The 16072-nt window shown below is 73.7% G+C and carries 13 protein-coding genes; 4 read left to right on the top strand and 9 right to left on the bottom strand.

The genetic code is table 11. The features are described from left to right. Positions 1 to 423: 423 nt before the first annotated feature. On the bottom strand, positions 424 to 2214 hold the full coding sequence (locus G7075_RS10560; protein WP_166121647.1) for a CDP-glycerol glycerophosphotransferase family protein: 1791 nt from the start codon (positions 2212 to 2214) through the stop codon (positions 424 to 426). Positions 2215 to 2356: 142 nt separating this feature from the next. Here G7075_RS10560 and G7075_RS10555 point away from each other — a divergent pair, with 142 nt between their 5' ends. Together G7075_RS10555 and G7075_RS10550 are read left to right on the top strand one after the other, a co-directional pair. Continuing rightward, positions 2357 to 3166 carry an ABC transporter permease gene (locus G7075_RS10555; RefSeq protein ID WP_166121645.1) on the top strand — a complete coding sequence of 270 codons (810 nt, stop codon included), beginning with the start codon at positions 2357 to 2359 and terminating at the stop codon, positions 3164 to 3166. Further along, positions 3166 to 3912 (top strand): ABC transporter ATP-binding protein, encoded by a 747-nt coding sequence (locus G7075_RS10550; protein WP_166121644.1) that lies wholly within the window; start codon positions 3166 to 3168, stop codon positions 3910 to 3912. The genes G7075_RS10555 and G7075_RS10550 overlap by 1 nt, the downstream gene beginning before the upstream one ends. 21 nt (positions 3913 to 3933) lie before the next feature. Here the strand turns inward: G7075_RS10550 and G7075_RS10545 are convergent, their stop codons facing one another. Genes G7075_RS10545 through G7075_RS10525 form a run of 5 tightly spaced genes read right to left on the bottom strand, consistent with a single transcriptional unit; the run spans position 3934 to position 8190 of the window. Next, positions 3934 to 4323 carry a DUF2304 domain-containing protein gene (locus G7075_RS10545; protein WP_166121642.1) on the bottom strand — a complete coding sequence of 130 codons (390 nt, stop codon included), beginning with the start codon at positions 4321 to 4323 and terminating at the stop codon, positions 3934 to 3936. Continuing rightward, entirely contained in the window at positions 4320 to 5009 is a 690-nt protein-coding gene (locus G7075_RS10540; RefSeq protein ID WP_166121640.1) for a glycosyltransferase family 2 protein, read from the bottom strand. Before G7075_RS10540 ends, G7075_RS10545 begins: the two co-directional genes overlap by 4 nt. 52 nt (positions 5010 to 5061) lie before the next feature. Then, positions 5062 to 5865, bottom strand: a complete 804-nt coding sequence (locus tag G7075_RS10535) for a glycosyltransferase family 2 protein (RefSeq protein ID WP_166121638.1) — start codon at positions 5863 to 5865, stop codon at positions 5062 to 5064. Next, positions 5862 to 6695, bottom strand: coding sequence for a glycosyltransferase (locus G7075_RS22250; RefSeq protein ID WP_166121636.1), 834 nt, complete (start codon positions 6693 to 6695; stop codon positions 5862 to 5864). Before G7075_RS22250 ends, G7075_RS10535 begins: the two co-directional genes overlap by 4 nt. Before the next feature lie 10 nt (positions 6696 to 6705). Then, a complete protein-coding gene (locus G7075_RS10525) occupies positions 6706 to 8190 on the bottom strand; it encodes a lipopolysaccharide biosynthesis protein (protein WP_166121634.1) in 1485 nt (494 codons plus the stop codon). Positions 8191 to 8334: 144 nt separating this feature from the next. On the opposite strand from G7075_RS10525, the gene G7075_RS10520 reads away from it, so the two are divergent. Then, on the top strand, positions 8335 to 11607 hold the full coding sequence (locus G7075_RS10520) for a SpoIID/LytB domain-containing protein (protein ID WP_166121632.1): 3273 nt from the start codon (positions 8335 to 8337) through the stop codon (positions 11605 to 11607). Between the two features lie 36 nt (positions 11608 to 11643). On the opposite strand, the gene G7075_RS10515 is transcribed toward G7075_RS10520, so the two are convergent. Beyond that, the gene (locus tag G7075_RS10515; RefSeq protein WP_166121630.1) at positions 11644 to 12282 is read right to left on the bottom strand and encodes a CoA transferase subunit B; all 639 of its coding nucleotides are present in this window, start codon (positions 12280 to 12282) and stop codon (positions 11644 to 11646) included. 2 nt (positions 12283 to 12284) lie between these two features. Then, positions 12285 to 13064, bottom strand: a complete 780-nt coding sequence (locus G7075_RS10510) for a CoA transferase subunit A (protein ID WP_166121629.1) — start codon at positions 13062 to 13064, stop codon at positions 12285 to 12287. Positions 13065 to 13375: 311 nt separating this feature from the next. On the opposite strand from G7075_RS10510, the gene G7075_RS10505 reads away from it, so the two are divergent. Further along, positions 13376 to 15223 carry a peptidoglycan-binding protein gene (locus G7075_RS10505; RefSeq protein ID WP_166121627.1) on the top strand — a complete coding sequence of 616 codons (1848 nt, stop codon included), beginning with the start codon at positions 13376 to 13378 and terminating at the stop codon, positions 15221 to 15223. A gap of 99 nt (positions 15224 to 15322) precedes the next feature. Here the strand turns inward: G7075_RS10505 and G7075_RS10500 are convergent, their stop codons facing one another. Further along, positions 15323 to 16048 (bottom strand): TIGR03089 family protein, encoded by a 726-nt coding sequence (locus tag G7075_RS10500; RefSeq protein ID WP_166121625.1) that lies wholly within the window; start codon positions 16046 to 16048, stop codon positions 15323 to 15325. Positions 16049 to 16072 lie beyond the last annotated feature (24 nt).

The following is a 16072-nucleotide window of genomic DNA, read 5'->3' as shown; positions in this document are numbered from 1 at the left end:
CGAGCGGCCGGGAGACCCCGGCCGCGGGCACGTCGAGGTTGCGCCAGGACACCCGCTGCTGACGCCGCAGGAGCGTGTCGTGGCGCAGCACCTCGGTGCCGCCGCGCAGCAGCCAGACGAGGCCGACGGCACCGGCGACGACGAGGAAGGCGTGCCGGTCCTCGCGCAGCCAGGAGGCCGCGAAGCCGACGAGCAGGGCGTCGCGCGCCCCCGCCCGCACGGTGGCGCCGACCTGCGCCGACTCGAGGGAGGCCGAGACCCGCGGGGTGCGCTCGAGGACCACCTCGGCGACGAGGGCGGCCACGGCGGCCAGCGCGAGGAGCACGCCGGCGACGGGGGTGGTGCCGGAGAGCAGCATGGCCAGCACCCCGAGGGCCAGGCCGACGCCGGTGATCCCGAGGACGGGGAGCACGTCGCGCCTCATCAGGGGGCCTCCCGCACGGTCTCGAGCGCGTGGTCGTGGCGGGCGGCGGCCCGCAGGCAGGCGGCGTCGACCTCGTCGGCGAACCGGCCGATCGGGTCCTCGGAGGGCTCGCCGAGGAAGTAGGCGGCGAGCCGCTCGCGCCGCTCGCGGTAGGGGTCGGTGGTGACCGCCTCGCGGACGAGGTCGACGATGCCGCTCCCGCCCGGGGTGAGCAGCGGACCGCCCGAGGTGGACGGGAAGTCGCGCTGCATCCCCTCGGGGTCGCGGCCGCGCGGGTTGGTGACGACGTACGGCTTGCGCGAGGCGAGGAAGTCGGCGACGACGCTCGAGACGTCGGCGACGAGCACGTCACAGGCGTTGAACGCGTCGTAGAGGGCGTCCGGGCCCGGCCCGACGAGCGTGCCGCGGGGGGAGCGGCGGACCATCTCGGTGATCTCGGCGAGGGCGCCCGCGGCGTCCGAGCGGCGGTTGCCGGTGGCCGGGTGGTGCTTGAAGAGCACGTGCACGGGCGGCTCCGCGCGCAGCAGGTCGCGGACCAGGCCGACGCCCTGCGTCGCGACGGAGGAGTAGTCGACGTCGTCGAAGTTGCCCTCCCACGTCGGGGCGTAGAGCACGGTCGGGGGCTCCTGGACCGGCGCCTGCGGCCGCAGCGCGACGTGGGCCAGCTGCGGCCGGCCGACGACGACGAGCTGGTCGGGCCGCACCCCCTCGCCCTTGGTGAGGTAGCGGTCGCAGGCCGCCCGGCCCGCCACCCAGATCTCGTCGAAGACCCGGTGCAGCGGGCTGTAGGTGACCGCCTTGTCGCCGTCGCCGTGGTTGATGAAGACGTGGCGCACCCCGGGCAGGCGGATCATGTGGTTGTTGCGGATGACCGTCGTCGGGTAGAGCGCGACGAGGACCGAGTCGGTGTGGATGAGCTCGACGTGCACCGCGCTCGGGGCGATGACGAGGGGCAGGGTGGTCGGCAGCAGGTCGTCGAGGTGGTGGCGCTCGCGCACGACGAGCAGCGTGCGGCGGCGCACCCGCTCGAGGGCCTCGAGCCAGACGTTGAGCTGGTACGTCGTGCCGACCGGCCCGCTGAAGTAGACGACGACCTCCGGGGCCCAGGCCTCCACGGCCCGGCGCAGGCGCTCGTTGTCGTCGACGGCCGTCGGCAGGTGGCGCACGACGAGGCTGCGCCGCACGCCGGCCGCGATGCACGCCGCGAGCGCGAGGAGGGTGAGCCCGGCGCCGACGGCGAGCACCACCGAGCCGGCTCCCGCGACGACGGCCCAGAGCGCGACGACGACGAAGACGTCGGAGAGCAGGAGGACGAGGCGTCCCCTGAACGGCCCGACGAGCGGGAGGATCGGGGGCAGGCGCAGCGGCCCCTCGAGCTCGCCCGCGACGTCGAGGCGCCGCCAGGCGAGACGGCCCCGGCGCACCGACGCGTGGTGCGCCGTGAGCACCCGGTAGCCGAGGTGGGCGGCCGGGACGGCGAGGACGGTGAGCACGACCGGCACGACGAGGCGGGCCGACGGCTCGACGGTGAGCAGCCAGGCGAGCACCGACACGGCGTCGCGGAGCATGGCCCGCTGGAGCGGCGCGAGCTCGCGGTCGGCCAGCCAGGCGTCGACGCGGACGTCGCCGGCGGCCAGCGCCCCCTCGGCGGCGTAGAGCAGGGCCACCGCGAACAGGCCGAGCCAGGCCAGCCCGAGCACGGCCGCGAGGACGGCCAGCCCGACGGCGACGAACCACCCGAGGGCACCGAGGGCGGCGGTGCGGACGGCGGGGTCGCGCAGGGACTGCATGCGGCGGGTACCTCTCGGCGGGGACGGACGGGAGCCGATGACGATCGTAGACGGGCGGCCGCCGTCGGGCCGTCGCGGGCGCGGGCCCCTCGCCGGGTAGCGTGTACCGCTGGCAGCCGGTCACCGACCACCCCGAGGAGCCATGGAACTCGTCCGCCGCACCCGCGCGCTGTGGGCCCGCCGTGGCGTCCTGTCGACCCTCGTGACCCGTGACCTGCGGGTCCGCTACGCGCAGAGCGCCCTCGGGTACGTCTGGACGGTCCTCGACCCCCTGCTGATGTCCCTCATCTACTACATCGTCTTCGTCCTCATCCTCAAGCGGGGCGACCTCGGCCACCAGCCGTACTTCCTCTTCCTCGTCATCGGACTGCTCAGCTGGCAGTGGTTCTCGGCATCGCTCACCGACACGAGCCGGGCCCTGATCTCCGAGGCCAAGCTCGTGCGCTCGACGAACCTGCCGCGCGAGATCTGGGTGGTGCGGGTCATCGCGAGCAAGGGTGTCGAGTTCGTCTTCTCGTTGCCCGTGCTCGTCGTCTTCCTGCTCTTCTACATCGTGCGCGGGCAGGCCCACCTCAACGGGTGGCTCGTGCTCTTCCCGTTCGCCCTGGTCCTCGAGGCGGTCGCCCTGCTCGGGCTGGGCCTGATCCTCGCCCCGGTCACGGTGCTCGTCACCGACATGCAGCGGGTCGTGCGCATCGTCCTGCGGATGCTCTTCTACGCCACCCCCGTCATCTACACGACGCACCTCGTCGACGCGCCGTACAACAAGATCTTCTGGCTCAACCCGATGACGGGCATCCTCGAGCTGATGCGCGCCGGCTTCTTCCGCCACGACCGGTACCCGATCGTCTGGGGAGCCGTGGCCACCTCGGTCGCCGTCTCGGTCCTCCTGCTCTTCGTGGGGGTCGCGGTCTTCCGTCGGCTCGAGCGCCCCGTGCTCAAGGAGATCTGATGTCCGAGCCGGTCATCTCCGTCGAGGGCCTCGGGGTCGAGTTCTACCGCTCGCGGCGGCGGCGGATGCAGCTGCGCGAGATGCTCTTCCGCGGTCGCACGGGCGCCCCGCGCGAGACCTTCTGGGCCCTGCGCGACGTCTCGTTCGACATCCTGCCCGGTGAGGCCGTGGGGGTCGTCGGCGGCAACGGCGGCGGCAAGTCGACGCTGCTCAAGATGCTCGCCGGGGTCCTGCTGCCCGACGAGGGCACGGTCTCGGTGCGCGGCGGTGTGGCCCCGCTCATCGAGCTCACGGGCGGCTTCGTCGGCGAGCTCACCGCGCGGGACAACGTCTACCTCATGGGCGGCCTGCACGGCCTGCCCAAAGCCACCATCGACGAGCGGTTCGACGAGATCGTCGATTTCGCGGGGCCGCAGGTGCGGGCCGGCCTCGACACCCCGTACCGGCACTTCTCCTCGGGCATGAAGGTCCGGCTCGGCTTCGCCGTCGTCACGACGCTCGACGAGCCGATCGTCCTCGTCGACGAGGTGCTCGCGGTGGGGGACAAGGCCTTCCGCGACAAGTGCTACGACAGGATGGAGGGCCTGCTCGCCCAGGGCCGCACGCTCTTCCTCGTCAGCCACAGCGAGAAGGACCTGCGCCGGTTCGGCGACCGCGCCCTCTACCTGCGCTCCGGCGAGCTGGCGATGGACGGCCCGATGGACGAGGTCCTCGACCGCTACAACCACGACCTCGAGAACGGCTGAGCCGCAGGCCGGTCCGGCGCCTCAGCCGGCTGCGGGGTCCTGCGGGTCGCGGGCCGGCGGCTCGGGGGTGCGCAGGGTGCCGGCGACCTCGTCGAGCGCGATCCGCCGGGCCAGGCGCGTGTAGCGGGTCTCGAGGTCGCGGAAGCGCAGGTAGGTCGTCACGGTGAAGCTGAGGAACGCGACGACCAGGCCGTAGAGGACGAGGTCGGTGCCGCGGCCGATGCCGAAGAAGTTCTGGGCGATGCGGGTCCACACGTCGGGGAAGATGATCGACACGACGGCGAACGCGCCGAAGGCGAGCACCCCGAGGCGCCGGATGGCCTGGGCCCGCGCCCCGCGCGAGCGGAACAGCCGGGCCGCCACGACGAAGACGACGACGATGAGCAGGATCTGGACGACGACGAGCTTCATCGGAGGATCAGCTCCACGAGGATGTTCACCGAGTTCCACAGCGACTGGCCCTTGGACCGGCTGTAGTCGGTGTAGAGGATGTGGACCGGGCTCTCGCCGTAGCGCACCGACAGCGCGCCGATCTGCTCGACGAGCTCGGAGGCGTGGGCCATCCGGTTCTGGGTGATGTCGAGGCGTTCGACGACGTCGCGGCGCAGCAGGCGCAGGCCGTTGTGCGCGTCGGTGAGCCGGGTGTGCGTCGTGAGGTTCGTGTAGCCGACGGCCGCGCGCAGCACGAGCTTCTTCGCGAGGCTCGGGGTCGTGCGGTCGTCGAGGAAGCGCGAGCCGAAGACGACCTGGAGGTCCTCGGCGCGGGCCTTGGCGAGCATCGCCAGCACGTCGTCGGTCTGGTGCTGGCCGTCGGCGTCGAAGGTGACGACCCACTGCATGTCCGGGCGGGTGAGCGCGAACTCGAAGCCGGTCTGCAGCGCGGCGCCCTGGCCGAGGTTGACGGGGTGGCGGACCACGACCGCGCCGGCCTGCCGGGCGACCTCGGCGCCCCCGTCGACCGACCCGTCGTCGACGACGACGACCCCCGGGAAGACGCTGCGGGCGTGGGTGACGACCTCGCCGATGACCGACGCCTCGTTGTAGAGCGGGATCACCAGCCAGACACCCTCGGTGCCGACCTGCTGTGTGGTGTTCATCGCGCCCCAGCGTACGGGGGCGGCGGCCCCGGTGCGGGCACCCGCCGCGCCGTCACCACCCGGCGTCCGCGGCCCGGCGCGCCCACCACCGCAGGCCTTCGTACTTCACCCGGGCCACGTGGCCGCGGCGGCGGCTGCCGGTCGCCACGTGCTCGGTGTGGAGCAGGCGGGCGCTCGGCAGGTAGCGCACGGTCAACCCGAGGCGCCGGCACTCGCTGGCGAACCACAGCTCCTCGCCGAAGAGGGCGAACGGGTAGTCGGTGCTGCCCCCCTCGGCGAGGTAGCGGGGCGTCAGCACGACGCAGGAGCCGTGCCCGGCGAAGACCGCGGTGCCGGGTGCGACGCCGGTGACCGTGCGGGAGCTGTGGCCCTCGCGGCGCAGGAGCAGGAGGTCGGCGACGGCGGGGAACCGGTGCACCGCCGCGAGCATCCGCAGCCAGCGGGCGCCGGGCGGGGCGAGCAGGTTGGGGTTCTGGTCCTGCCCGAGCGCCCCGATGACGCTCGGCGCGAGCCAGCCCGCGTCCGGGTGGGCCGCGACCCCGTCGAGCAGGGCCTGCACGCAGCCGGGGTCGGCGACGAGGTCGACGTTGGAGAGGACGAGCGGCAGCGCGGGGTCGACCTCGGGCACGGCGCGGTGCAGGGCCGGCAGGTAGCCGGGGTTGTCCTCGAAGTCGAGGACGCGCACCCGGGGGTCGTCGGCGAAGGCGGTGCGGGCCGCGGCGGCGTCACCGGGCTTGTTCGCGCAGAGGACCACGTCGACCGGCACGTCGTGGCCGAGCGAGGCGACGAGGGCGCGGGCGTCCTCGACCCCGCCGTAGGAGACGGCGACCCAGGTGAGCCGTGCTGCCCCGCTCATGCGCCGACCTCCTGCGAGCGGCGGAACAGCAGGGCGTACACCGGGCCGAGCAGCCGCCGGGGGACCAGCCGGAAGGCGCCGCGCAGCACGAGGTTGACGGCCAGCCGCGGCGTGCCGATGACGCCGGCGGCCCGCAGCCGGCGCTGGATGGTCAGCTCGTGGCGCAGCATCCGCCAGCCGCCGCGGCGGGCGATCATGTCGTCGCCGGCGTTGAACAGCACGAGCGGCTCGGCGAGGTTCTCGGCCCGGGCGCCGGCGGCGAGCATCCGCGCGAAGAGGTCGTAGTCCTGCATGTAGCGCAGGTCGGAGTAACCGCCGACGGCCAGCGCCAGCTCGCGGCGGAAGACCGAGGTCGGGTTGTTGACCGGGTTGTTCATCGGCAGCCGCCGCAGGATCGCCTCGTGCGACGTCGGGACCGAGCGCAGGCCGAGCACGGTGTCGGGGTCGCCGCGGAACTCGAGCATCGCGGAGCCGACGAGGTCGAGTCCGTGCTCCTCGACCCGGCGCATCTGCTCCTCGAGGCGGGTCGGCAGGGAGACGTCGTCGCTGTCGTGCCGGGCGACGAAGTCCCCGGTGGCCAGCTCGAGGCCACGGGCCGAGGCCAGGCCGCTGCCGACGTTGCGGGGCAGCCGCTCGACGCGCAGCGCCGGGTGCTCGGCCGCCGCCCGGCCGATGGCCGCGTCGAGGGCCTCCGGCACCGGGCCGTCGACGACGACGAGGAACTCCTCCGGCGGCCGGGTCTGGCCGACGATGCACCCGACCGAGCGCTCGAGCTCGGCGACGGAGGTGCCGTGGTAGGTCGTCATGAGGACGGTCACGGAAGGGGGCACGGTGTCGAGTCTAGGAGGGGGCGGGGGTCTCGCCGCCGCCCCGGAGGGTGCTCCAGAGGGCGGCCACCTCGCGCCGGTTGAGCCAGGTCCACACCGCCCCGAAGACGATCGCGGCCCCGACCTGCGCGAGCGCGCCGGTGACGCCGTCGAGGTCGCGCGTGGCGAGGGCCAGGCCGACGACGAGCGCGACCCCGGCCGCGAACCGGGCCGCGAGGTCGAGCCACGCCTGCCGCTCGATCCACCAGACGGCGGCCAGCGTGCCGAGCGAGGCGCTGCCGGCCCCGACGAGGTAGCCGACGGCGACCCCCTCGATTCCGTGCGAGGGGGCGAGGAGGAACCACGCCGCGACCCCGAGCACGAGGCCGCCGAGGTTGATGCCCGCGACGACCTGCGGCCCGCGCCGCCGGGTGGACTGCAGGGCGGTCGAGCCGCCGAGCGCCACCGAGGTGAGCATCACCGCGCCGAGCAGCACCGGCAGGACGGAGGCCGAGCGGGCGAACGACGGGCCGTAGACGACCGCGATGCCGAACGGGCTGACGATGACGAGCACGCCGATGACCCCGACGAAGATCGCGACCAGCCGCCGCGCGATGTTGTCGGCGTGCCGGCGCACCCCCGCGTGGTCGCCCCGGCCGGCGGCGGCCACGAGCGGGGGGACCAGGGCCGTGCTCAGGGCGATCGCGAACATCGACATCGGGGTGGCCAGCGAGAGGGCGGCGGCGAAGTCTCCCGCCCCGCTCTCACCGCTCCAGTGGTGCGCCGCGAGCTGGGAGGCCTGGAGCAGCCCGCCGCTGGCCAGGACCCCGAGCGCCGAGAAGGCGATCCAGTGGTCGATCTCCCGCCGGGCGTCGCGCTCGAGGCGGCCCCGGGTGCGCGCGGGCCACGTGACGACGGCGAACAGCCCGTACCCGACGGCCAGCGGCAGCAGGGTGAGCAGGTCGAGGTGCAGCAGCAGCACGACCGCGAGGACCGTCAGGGAGGTGGCGGCGGCGACGGTGTCCCAGAGCGCGACCTGCCGGAAGCCGAGGAGGCCGAAGCGGACCCCGCGGGCCGTGTTGTACACCGAGTAGGCCCAGCAGAGCACGACGCAGGTGACCACCTGCACCGGCTGCAGCCCGAGCCACCACGCGCCGAGCAGGCCGGTCGTCGTCGGCAGCACGGTGGCCACGAACAGGGAGCGCAGGGCGATGTGCCGGGCCACGACGGCCGCGCCCTCCTCGTCACCGAGCGCCTTGCGCAGCGCGACGAAGCGCGTGCCGGCGGCCGCCGCGGGGGCGGCCCAGACCAGGCTCGTGAGGACGGAGATCGACAGGGCGCTGTTGGCCTGCCCGAGCAGCTCGCGTGACCCGAGGCGGCCGATGACGACGCTGTAGGCGAGCCGGGCGGCACCCTGGACGGCGGTGGCGTAGGTGCTCAGCGCCGCGTGGTCGCGCAGCCCGCCGCCGGGAGGCTGACCCCCGGACGGCCGTTCCGGCTGCTCGGGCGCGGGGGACACCGGCGCAGCATACCGGCGAGAGGTCACCGACCTCGGCGAAACCCCGGTACGCAAGTGACGGTTGTGACAGACTCGGAGGACCCTGCACTCCCCGGTGACGCCGTCGCGCGCCCTCGGGGCCCTCTGAACCGTCGTGGATCCCCCATGAGAACTCTTCGCCTGCTCGCCGCCTCCAGCCTCCTGTCCGGGGTGGTCGTCCTCGTGCCCGTCGCCGGACCGGTGACCGCGCACGCCGTCGCCCCGACGGTCGAGAACGTCCCGCTGCCCACGGCCGCCCCGACCCCGGCACCCTCGCCGGGCGGGACGCCGACGGAGGGCCCCGCGCCCACGTCGTCGGCCACGCCGTCGGCCCGTCCCTCGGCCACGCCGGAGGACGCCGGCGCCCCGTCGACGTCGGCCGACGACGGTCACGCGCACTCCTCGGTGGCGCCCTCGACGCCCGCCGGGCCGCAGGAGCAGAGCATCCTCACCCGCGACAGCTCGAACCTCGACGTCGTCGGGGTCGCCTTCCCCGACGAGGCGCTCGCGACCGAGGCCACGGTCGAGGTCCGCACCCGGACCGGCGGCACGTGGAACGACTGGGTCGAGGCCGACATCGACGGGCATGGCCCGGACGGCGGTACCCAGGAGGCCCGCCGGGCCAAGGTCGCGACCGAGCCGGTCGGCGTCACCGGGTCGGACGAGGTCCAGGTCCGGGTGCGCGCGCCGCACGACGTCGACCTGTCCAAGGCCACCGTCACCCTCGTCGACGCCGGCGACAGCAACGCCGACGCCACCATCGGTCAGCAGCCGCTGGGCGCCGCCCACGCGGCCGGGCTGGCCCCCTCGATGATCACGCGCGCGCAGTGGGGCGCCGACGAGAGCCTGCGCGGCTGCGGGCCGGACTACAACACCCACATCAACGGCGCGGTCGTGCACCACACCGTCAACGCCAACACCTACTCCTCGTCCGAGGCGGCCGGCCTGGTCCGGGGCATCTACGCGTACCACACGCGCTCCAACGGCTGGTGCGACATCGGCTACAACTTCCTCGTCGACCGCTTCGGCCGGCTCTACGAGGGCCGCTTCGGCGGCGCCGGACGCAACGTCCAGGGCGCCCAGACCGGCGGCTTCAACTCCCAGACCGTCGGCATCGCCTCGATCGGTACCCACGCCAGCTCGGTCGCCGGCGCGACGACGCCGTCGAGCACCGTCCTCACGACCGTGGCCGACGTCATCGCCTGGAAGGCCTGGCTCAACGGCTGGGACCCGCGCACCTCCTCGAGCTTCACGGCGGGCACCGGGGCCGACAAGTTCTCCCCGGGCACGAAGATCACCCGGCCCCGGGTCTCCGGGCACCAGGACTTCAGCCTGACCTCCTGCCCGGGCAACCTCTACGAGGCGCTGCTGCCCTCGCTGCGGACCCGCGTCGCCACCCGCTACCAGGCCTACCTCGCGAGCGCGGCCACGAGCGTGGCGGCTGCCGCCGGTGACGAGGTCTACGGTCGCCCGGTCACCTCGTCGTTCGCCCTGTCCGGCAAGGGTTTCGGCCACGGCCGCGGCATGAGCCAGTACGGCGCCTACGGTGCCGCGCTCAAGGGCCTGAGCACCGAGTCGATCCTCGCCTTCTACTACCCGAAGACCACACTGGTCTCGACGGTCGGCAACCCGACCCTGCGGGTCTGGCTGTCGGTGGCGGGCTCCTCGAGCACCTCGGTCCGGTCGACGAGCACGCTGAAGATGACGTGGAACGGGAAGACGGCCGTGGTGTACGGCAAGAACTCCGACGGCAGCGTGCGCGACCGCTGGCGCCTCGTCCCCGACTCCACCGGTGTGGCCCTCCAGTGGTACGAGAAGGGCGCCTGGCACAACACCGCGACCTGGCGCCGGATGACCGGGACGGTCCAGCTGGCCGACGCCACCGCCGGCAAGGTCCGCGTCGTGCTGCCGAGCGGTGAGGAGCGCGCCTACCGCCGCACCGTGGCGACCACCCGGAACGGGTCCGGGACGCTGACGACGAACGTGCTCTCGCTCAACTACTACCTGCAGAGCGTCGTGCCCTCCGAGATGCCCGCCTCTTGGTCCGCGGCGGCGCTGCGGTCCCAGGCCGTCGCGGCCCGCACCTACGCGCTGTACCAGAAGGGGCACCGCCCGTCCGGGTCGCTCTACGACGTCTGCGACAGCACCTCCTGCCAGGTCTTCAAGGGCCTCAACGGCTACACGTCCTCCGGCGCCGTCATCCCGTTCGAGAACTCCGCGACCACCGCGGCGGTCGCGGCGACGAGCGGGCGCGCGGTCTACTACGGCGGCGCCCCGGCGCTCACCGAGTTCTCCTCGGCCAACGGCGGGTACACGGTGGCCTCGTCGCTGGCCTACCAGGTCTCGGTCAAGGACCCCTACGACAACGTGCCGTCGGGCAGCCCGAGCCAGTGGACGACGAACCTGTCGGTCGCCTCGGTCGAGCGGGCCTTCCCGAGCGTCGGCACCCTCACGGCGCTGCGCATCACCGGCCGCAACGGCATCTCCTCGTGGGGTGGCCGGATCGAGTCGGTCACCGTCGAGGGGCTGGCGGGGTCGAGCACCGTCTCGGGCGACTCGTTCCGTTCCAAGCTCGGGCTGCGCAGCACCTGGTGGACCGTCACGTCGGCCCCCGCGGTGTCGGCCGCCTCGTTCCCGAAGGACCTCTCGGGCGACGGCCGGGGCGACCTGCTCGCCGTCGACACCTCGCGCCGCCTCCAGCTGCTGTCCGGCAACGGGTCCGGCGGCTTCTCGAGCTCGCCCGTCGCGGCGGAGTGGGAGAAGGTCTCGCTCATCGCGAACGTCGGCTCCTGGGACGGCGACAGCCGTCACGACGTCGTCGAGCGCGACGGCGGGACGCTGTACTACCACGCCGGCGACGGTGCCTCCGGCTTCTTCCCGCGGCAGAAGATCAGCTCCGGCTGGGAGGGCGTCGACTGGGTCGGCGGCACCGGCGACATGGACCAGGACGGACACACCGACTTCCTCGCCCGGCAGGTCAACGGCCAGCTGAAGATCTACCGCGGCGACGGCAAGGGCGGGGTCGTCGGCACGAAGCTCATCGGCACCGGGTTCGGCGCCTACCGCGACCTCGTCACGCCGGGCGACGTCACCGGTGACGGCCTGCCCGACGTCGTGGCCATCCGGGCGAGCGACGACGCGATGCTCCTCTTCGCCGCGGCGCCCTCCGGCGACGGCCGCCTCTCGTCCCCGGTCGTGGTCAGCGACTCGGTGGCGGGCTTCACCGACCTCCTCGGTCCGGGTGACGTCACCGGCGACGGCCGCAACGACATGGTCGGGCGCCGGGCCTCCGGGGCGCTGACCGTGCTCGAGGGCAACGGGTCCGGCGGGTTCGCCGCCCTGTCACCCGACGTCGCCGGCACCTCCACCTGGGGGACCTGGACCCGCTGGGCGTCCTGACCGGCGTCAGGGCCCGCTCGGGGTCCTGGACCGGGGTCAGGCGAGGTCGACGGTCAGCGGGGCCCCGGTGGCCTCGCGGACCTGCTCCTCGGTGACGTCCGGCGCCAGCTCGCGCAGGACGAGGCCGCCCTCGGTGACGTCGATGACGGCGAGGTCGGTGATGATCCGCTGGACGACCTGCTTGCCCGTGAGCGGGAGGCTGCACTCCTGGACGATCTTGTGCGAGCCGTCCTTGGCGACGTGCTCCATGAGGACGATGACGTGCTTGGCGCCGTGGACGAGGTCCATCGCGCCGCCCATTCCCTTGACCATCTTGCCGGGGATCATCCAGTTGGCGATGTCGCCGTTGGCGCTCACCTGCATGGCGCCGAGGATGGCCGCGTCGACCTTGCCGCCGCGGATCATCCCGAAGGAGAGCGCGGAGTCGAAGTACGAGGCGCCGCGGCGGACCGTGACGGTCTCCTTGCCGGCATTGATGAGGTCGGGGTCGACGGCCTCCTCGTCGGGGTAGGCGCCGACGCCGAGGATGCCGTTCTCGGACTGCAGGACGATCTCGACGTCGTCGGGCACGTAGTTGGGCACGAGGGTCGGCAGGCCGATGCCGAGGTTGACGTAGGCGCCGTCCTCGAGCTCGGCGGCGGCGCGGGCGGCCATCTGCTCACGGGTCAGCGGCATGCTCAGGCCTCCTGGGTGGCGCGCACGGTGCGCTTCTCGATGTGCTTGTCGGCGGCCTGCTCGGGCGTCAGCGGCAGGACGCGCTGGACGTAGATGCCGGGCAGGTGCACCTCGTCGGGGTCGAGCTCGCCGGGCTCGACGAGCTCCTCGACCTCGGCGACCGTGATGCGGCCGGCCATCGCGCACAGGGGGTTGAAGTTGCGGCTGGACTTGTTGAAGACGAGGTTGCCGTGCCGGTCGCCCTTCCAGGCGCGCACGAGGCCGAAGTCGGCGACGATCGCGTGCTCGAGCACGTACTCGCGCTCGGCGCCGTCGCGCTCGAAGACCCGCACCTCCTTGGCGGGGGAGGCCTTCTCGACGCCGCCGGAGCCGTCGTACTTCCACGGCAGGCCGCCGTCGGCGACCTGGCTGCCGACGCCGGTGGGCGTGAAGAACGCGGGGATGCCGGCGCCGCCGGCGCGCAGCCGCTCGGCGAGCGTGCCCTGGGGCGTCAGCTCGACCTCGAGCTCGCCCTCGAGGTACTGCCGGGCGAACTCCTTGTTCTCCCCGACGTAGCTCGAGACCATCCGGCGGATCTGCTTGCTCGCCAAGAGGATGCCGAGCCCCCACTCGTCGACCCCGCAGTTGTTGGAGACCACCTCGAGGTCACTCGTGCCGGCCCGGTGGAGCTCGGCGATGAGGACCGAGGGGATGCCGCAGAGCCCGAACCCACCGACGGCGAGGGTCGCCCCGTCGGAGATCCCGGCCACGGCCTCGGCTGGTGTGGCGACGACCTTGTCCATGCTCGGCACCCTAGCGCGGGGCCCTCGGCGTCCGGGCGGGTGCCGGCCACACACGTCCGGCTCGCGGGCGGGCCCCGGCGACACCTGCGGGGCCCCGCCGGGGCCATGACCTGCGACATCGTCCGAACGGACCGATGCGGACAAGTACACGTTTGTAATTCGACGGAAACGGTTGCGCACGCGTGAGGCGCGATGAGAGAACAGGTGTGCCCGGTGATCCGGTCGTGACGGATGTGACGTCTGTGACGACGGAATCCGGGTGCGCCCGGCCCCCTGCCCCGGGCGCGCCCGTTCGTTGGATGGAGCCCTGCGTGTCCCTGCCCAGCCCTGACCCGTCGTCGATCCGGCGCGTCCCCGTGCGCACCCTCGGAGCGCTCTCGGCGTCCGTCATCGTCCTCCCGCTCGCGGCGGGGACGGCACAGGCGGCGACCATCCCGCTGCCCAAGCCGAGCCGCACCCTGCCCTCCGCCCTCGACGTCGCGCCGCCGTACCAGCCCGGCACGCTCTGCCTCACGGAGAACCAGACCGGCCCGGTCGCCTTCGCGAAGCTGCTCAACGCGACGTACGGCGCCCACGTCTACGGCGTCCTGCGCAAGTGCGACCAGGAGCACGGCGAGGGCCGGGCGCTCGACTGGATGCTCAACGCGAAGAAGCCCTCGGACCTCGCGATGGGCAACGCCATCACCCGCTGGCTGGCCGCCCCCGACGCCCAGGGTCGCCAGGGCGCGATGGCCCGCCGGCTCGGCGTCAACTACATCATCTGGAACCACCAGCAGTGGAAGGCCTGGGCGCCCGAGCGCGGCTGGACCGACTACCACGGCTCCTCGCCGCACACCGACCACATCCACATCTCCTTCACCTGGGACGGCGCGGTCAAGCGCACCTCCTGGTGGACCGGCACGGCGGTCACGACGTACCTGACGGGCCCTCCCGGTGCCTCGCAGCCGACGTCGAACGACCCGAAGGACTACGTCAACGTCACGCTGCGGCGCGGCTCGCGCGGCAAGGCGGTCGAGGTCCTCCAGAAGACGATCGGCGGCATCGCGGTCGACGGCTCGTTCGGCCCGGCCACCGAGACGCGCGTCAAGGCGTACCAGAAGTCCAAGGGCCTGACCGTCAACGGCGTCGTCGACAGCCGGGTCTGGAAGGCCCTCGTCGCGGCCCCGACCACCACGCCCGGCGGCCCGGCCGGCTCGGGCTCGAGCACGACCACCTCCACCCTCGCGAAGTACGCCGGCACGGTGCTGCGGCGCGGCTCGCGCGGCGAGGCCGTCAAGGCGATGCAGAAGGCGATCGGCAAGCTGACCGTCGACGGCTCGTTCGGCCCGGCCACCGAGGCGCGGGTCAAGGCGTACCAGAAGTCCAAGGGCCTCACCCCCAACGGCGTCGTCGACAGCCGCGTCTGGAACGCGCTGATGGGCAAGAAGGTCACGCCCTCCTCGACGAGCAACCCGCTCGCGAAGTACTCGGGCATCGTCCTGCGGCTGCACAGCCGCGGCGAGGCCGTCAAGGCGATGCAGAAGGCGGTCGGCGGCCTCGTGGTCGACGGCTCGTTCGGGCCCAAGACCCTCGCTCGCGTCAAGGTCTGGCAGAAGTCCAAGGGCCTCGCGGTCGACGGCGTCGTCGACGCCAAGGACTGGAAGGTCCTCGGCGGCGGCTCGGCCGGGGTCGCGGCGGCCACCGTCGCCCCCGCGGCGGCGCCGGCACCGGCCCCGTCCCCCGTGACGACCACCGAGCTCACCGCGCACAAGGCGACCACGCTGCGCACCGGCTCGTCCGGCGCGGCCGTCCGGGCCCTCCAGCAGGCCCTCGGCGGCCTGGCGGTCGACGGTCGCTGGTCGACCGCGACGCAGGCCCGCGTCGTCTCCTTCCAGCGGTCGGCCGGCCTCCAGGCCACCGGCGTCGTCGACCGGGCGACGTGGGACGCGGTCGAGAAGGCCGTGCACCCGCTCCTGCCGTACTGGAACGTCGTGCTCAGGCGGGGCTCGCACGGCCCGGCCGTCGTCGCGCTGCAGAAGGCGCTGCGGGTGACCGCCGACGGCTCCTACGGCGCCTCCACCGAGACCGCGGTCAAGGCCGCGCAGAAGGCCTCGCACCTCGCCCAGACCGGCGTCGTCGCGACCCTCACCTGGAAGGCCGTCGAGGCCCGCTCCCGCTGACGCCGGTCCGCCGCCGCTGCGGCCCCCGGCTCCGTGCGATCTGCGCGGCTCCGCGTGCGACCGCACCCGGACCCGCGCACATCGCCAGGAGCGGGGACGCTACGCGGTGGCGGTGACGCCCTCGCTGGCCAGCCGCGTCCGCAGGACCTCGGGGTCCGGCGTCCCCCGCGACAGCACGAGCGAGCCGTCGCCCGCCCACGTCGTGAGCGCCAACCGCAGCAGCTCGGCGGTGTCCGCGGTCGCGGTGTGCACGCGCCCGCCCGTCGCGTCGACCGGGACGACCTCCCCGAACGTCCGCTCGACGCCGCCCGAGCGCAGGGCCACGTCGTCGGGGTCGGGCTCGTCGAGGGGCAGGAGGACGTCGCCGTGGGTGGCCAGCTCGCGCGCCTCGTCGACCGCGCCGGTGGGCACCTCGACCCCCGACTGCCGGGCCAGCGCCGCGAGCGTCACGACGACGAGGTGCTCGGCGCCCGCACCGCGGGCGGGGTCGTCCGTGACGACCACGTCGGCACCGCTGCCGTCGTCAACGGTCCCGGCCACCTCGACGCACGCGCCGACCGACCACGCCGCGAACGCCCAGTAGAGCGTGCGCCAGTGCGGGGGCAGCGCGAGCCGCACGACGGTGCCCGGCCCGGCGTCCAGCTCGTCCTGGAGGAGGTTGCCCGCCTTGGCGACCCAGTTGGCCAGCACCCGGGCCGAGAGCTCGATGCGCTCACCGCGGGTCGGACCGTCGGTGTCGTCGTAGACGGTGATGCGCGGGCGCCCCGGGTCGGCCGCGACGAGGCGGGCGAGGAGGGCGGCGGGAGCGGGTGCGGTGGGGGCCATCTGGCGCACGGTAGCAACGGGGCC

This window comes from Phycicoccus sp. HDW14, from assembly GCF_011383005.1.
Taxonomy (GTDB): domain Bacteria; phylum Actinomycetota; class Actinomycetes; order Actinomycetales; family Dermatophilaceae; genus Phycicoccus.
Note: the sequence above shows the minus strand (reverse complement) of the source record. Positions and strands in the feature narration are given on the sequence as shown.

Excerpts from the sequence above, each read along its gene's own strand:
- G7075_RS10560 (WP_166121647.1), bottom strand. The coding sequence starts at position 2,214 with ATGCAGTCCCTGCGCGACCCCGCCGTCCGCACCGCCGCCCTCGGTGCC.
- G7075_RS10555 (WP_166121645.1), top strand. The coding sequence starts at position 2,357 with ATGGAACTCGTCCGCCGCACCCGCGCGCTGTGGGCCCGCCGTGGCGTC.
- G7075_RS10550 (WP_166121644.1), top strand. The coding sequence starts at position 3,166 with ATGTCCGAGCCGGTCATCTCCGTCGAGGGCCTCGGGGTCGAGTTCTAC.
- G7075_RS10545 (WP_166121642.1), bottom strand. The coding sequence starts at position 4,323 with ATGAAGCTCGTCGTCGTCCAGATCCTGCTCATCGTCGTCGTCTTCGTC.
- G7075_RS10540 (WP_166121640.1), bottom strand. The coding sequence starts at position 5,009 with ATGAACACCACACAGCAGGTCGGCACCGAGGGTGTCTGGCTGGTGATC.
- G7075_RS10535 (WP_166121638.1), bottom strand. The coding sequence starts at position 5,865 with ATGAGCGGGGCAGCACGGCTCACCTGGGTCGCCGTCTCCTACGGCGGG.
- G7075_RS10520 (WP_166121632.1), top strand. The coding sequence starts at position 8,335 with ATGAGAACTCTTCGCCTGCTCGCCGCCTCCAGCCTCCTGTCCGGGGTG.
- G7075_RS10515 (WP_166121630.1), bottom strand. The coding sequence starts at position 12,282 with ATGCCGCTGACCCGTGAGCAGATGGCCGCCCGCGCCGCCGCCGAGCTC.
- G7075_RS10510 (WP_166121629.1), bottom strand. The coding sequence starts at position 13,064 with ATGGACAAGGTCGTCGCCACACCAGCCGAGGCCGTGGCCGGGATCTCC.
- G7075_RS10500 (WP_166121625.1), bottom strand. The coding sequence starts at position 16,048 with ATGGCCCCCACCGCACCCGCTCCCGCCGCCCTCCTCGCCCGCCTCGTC.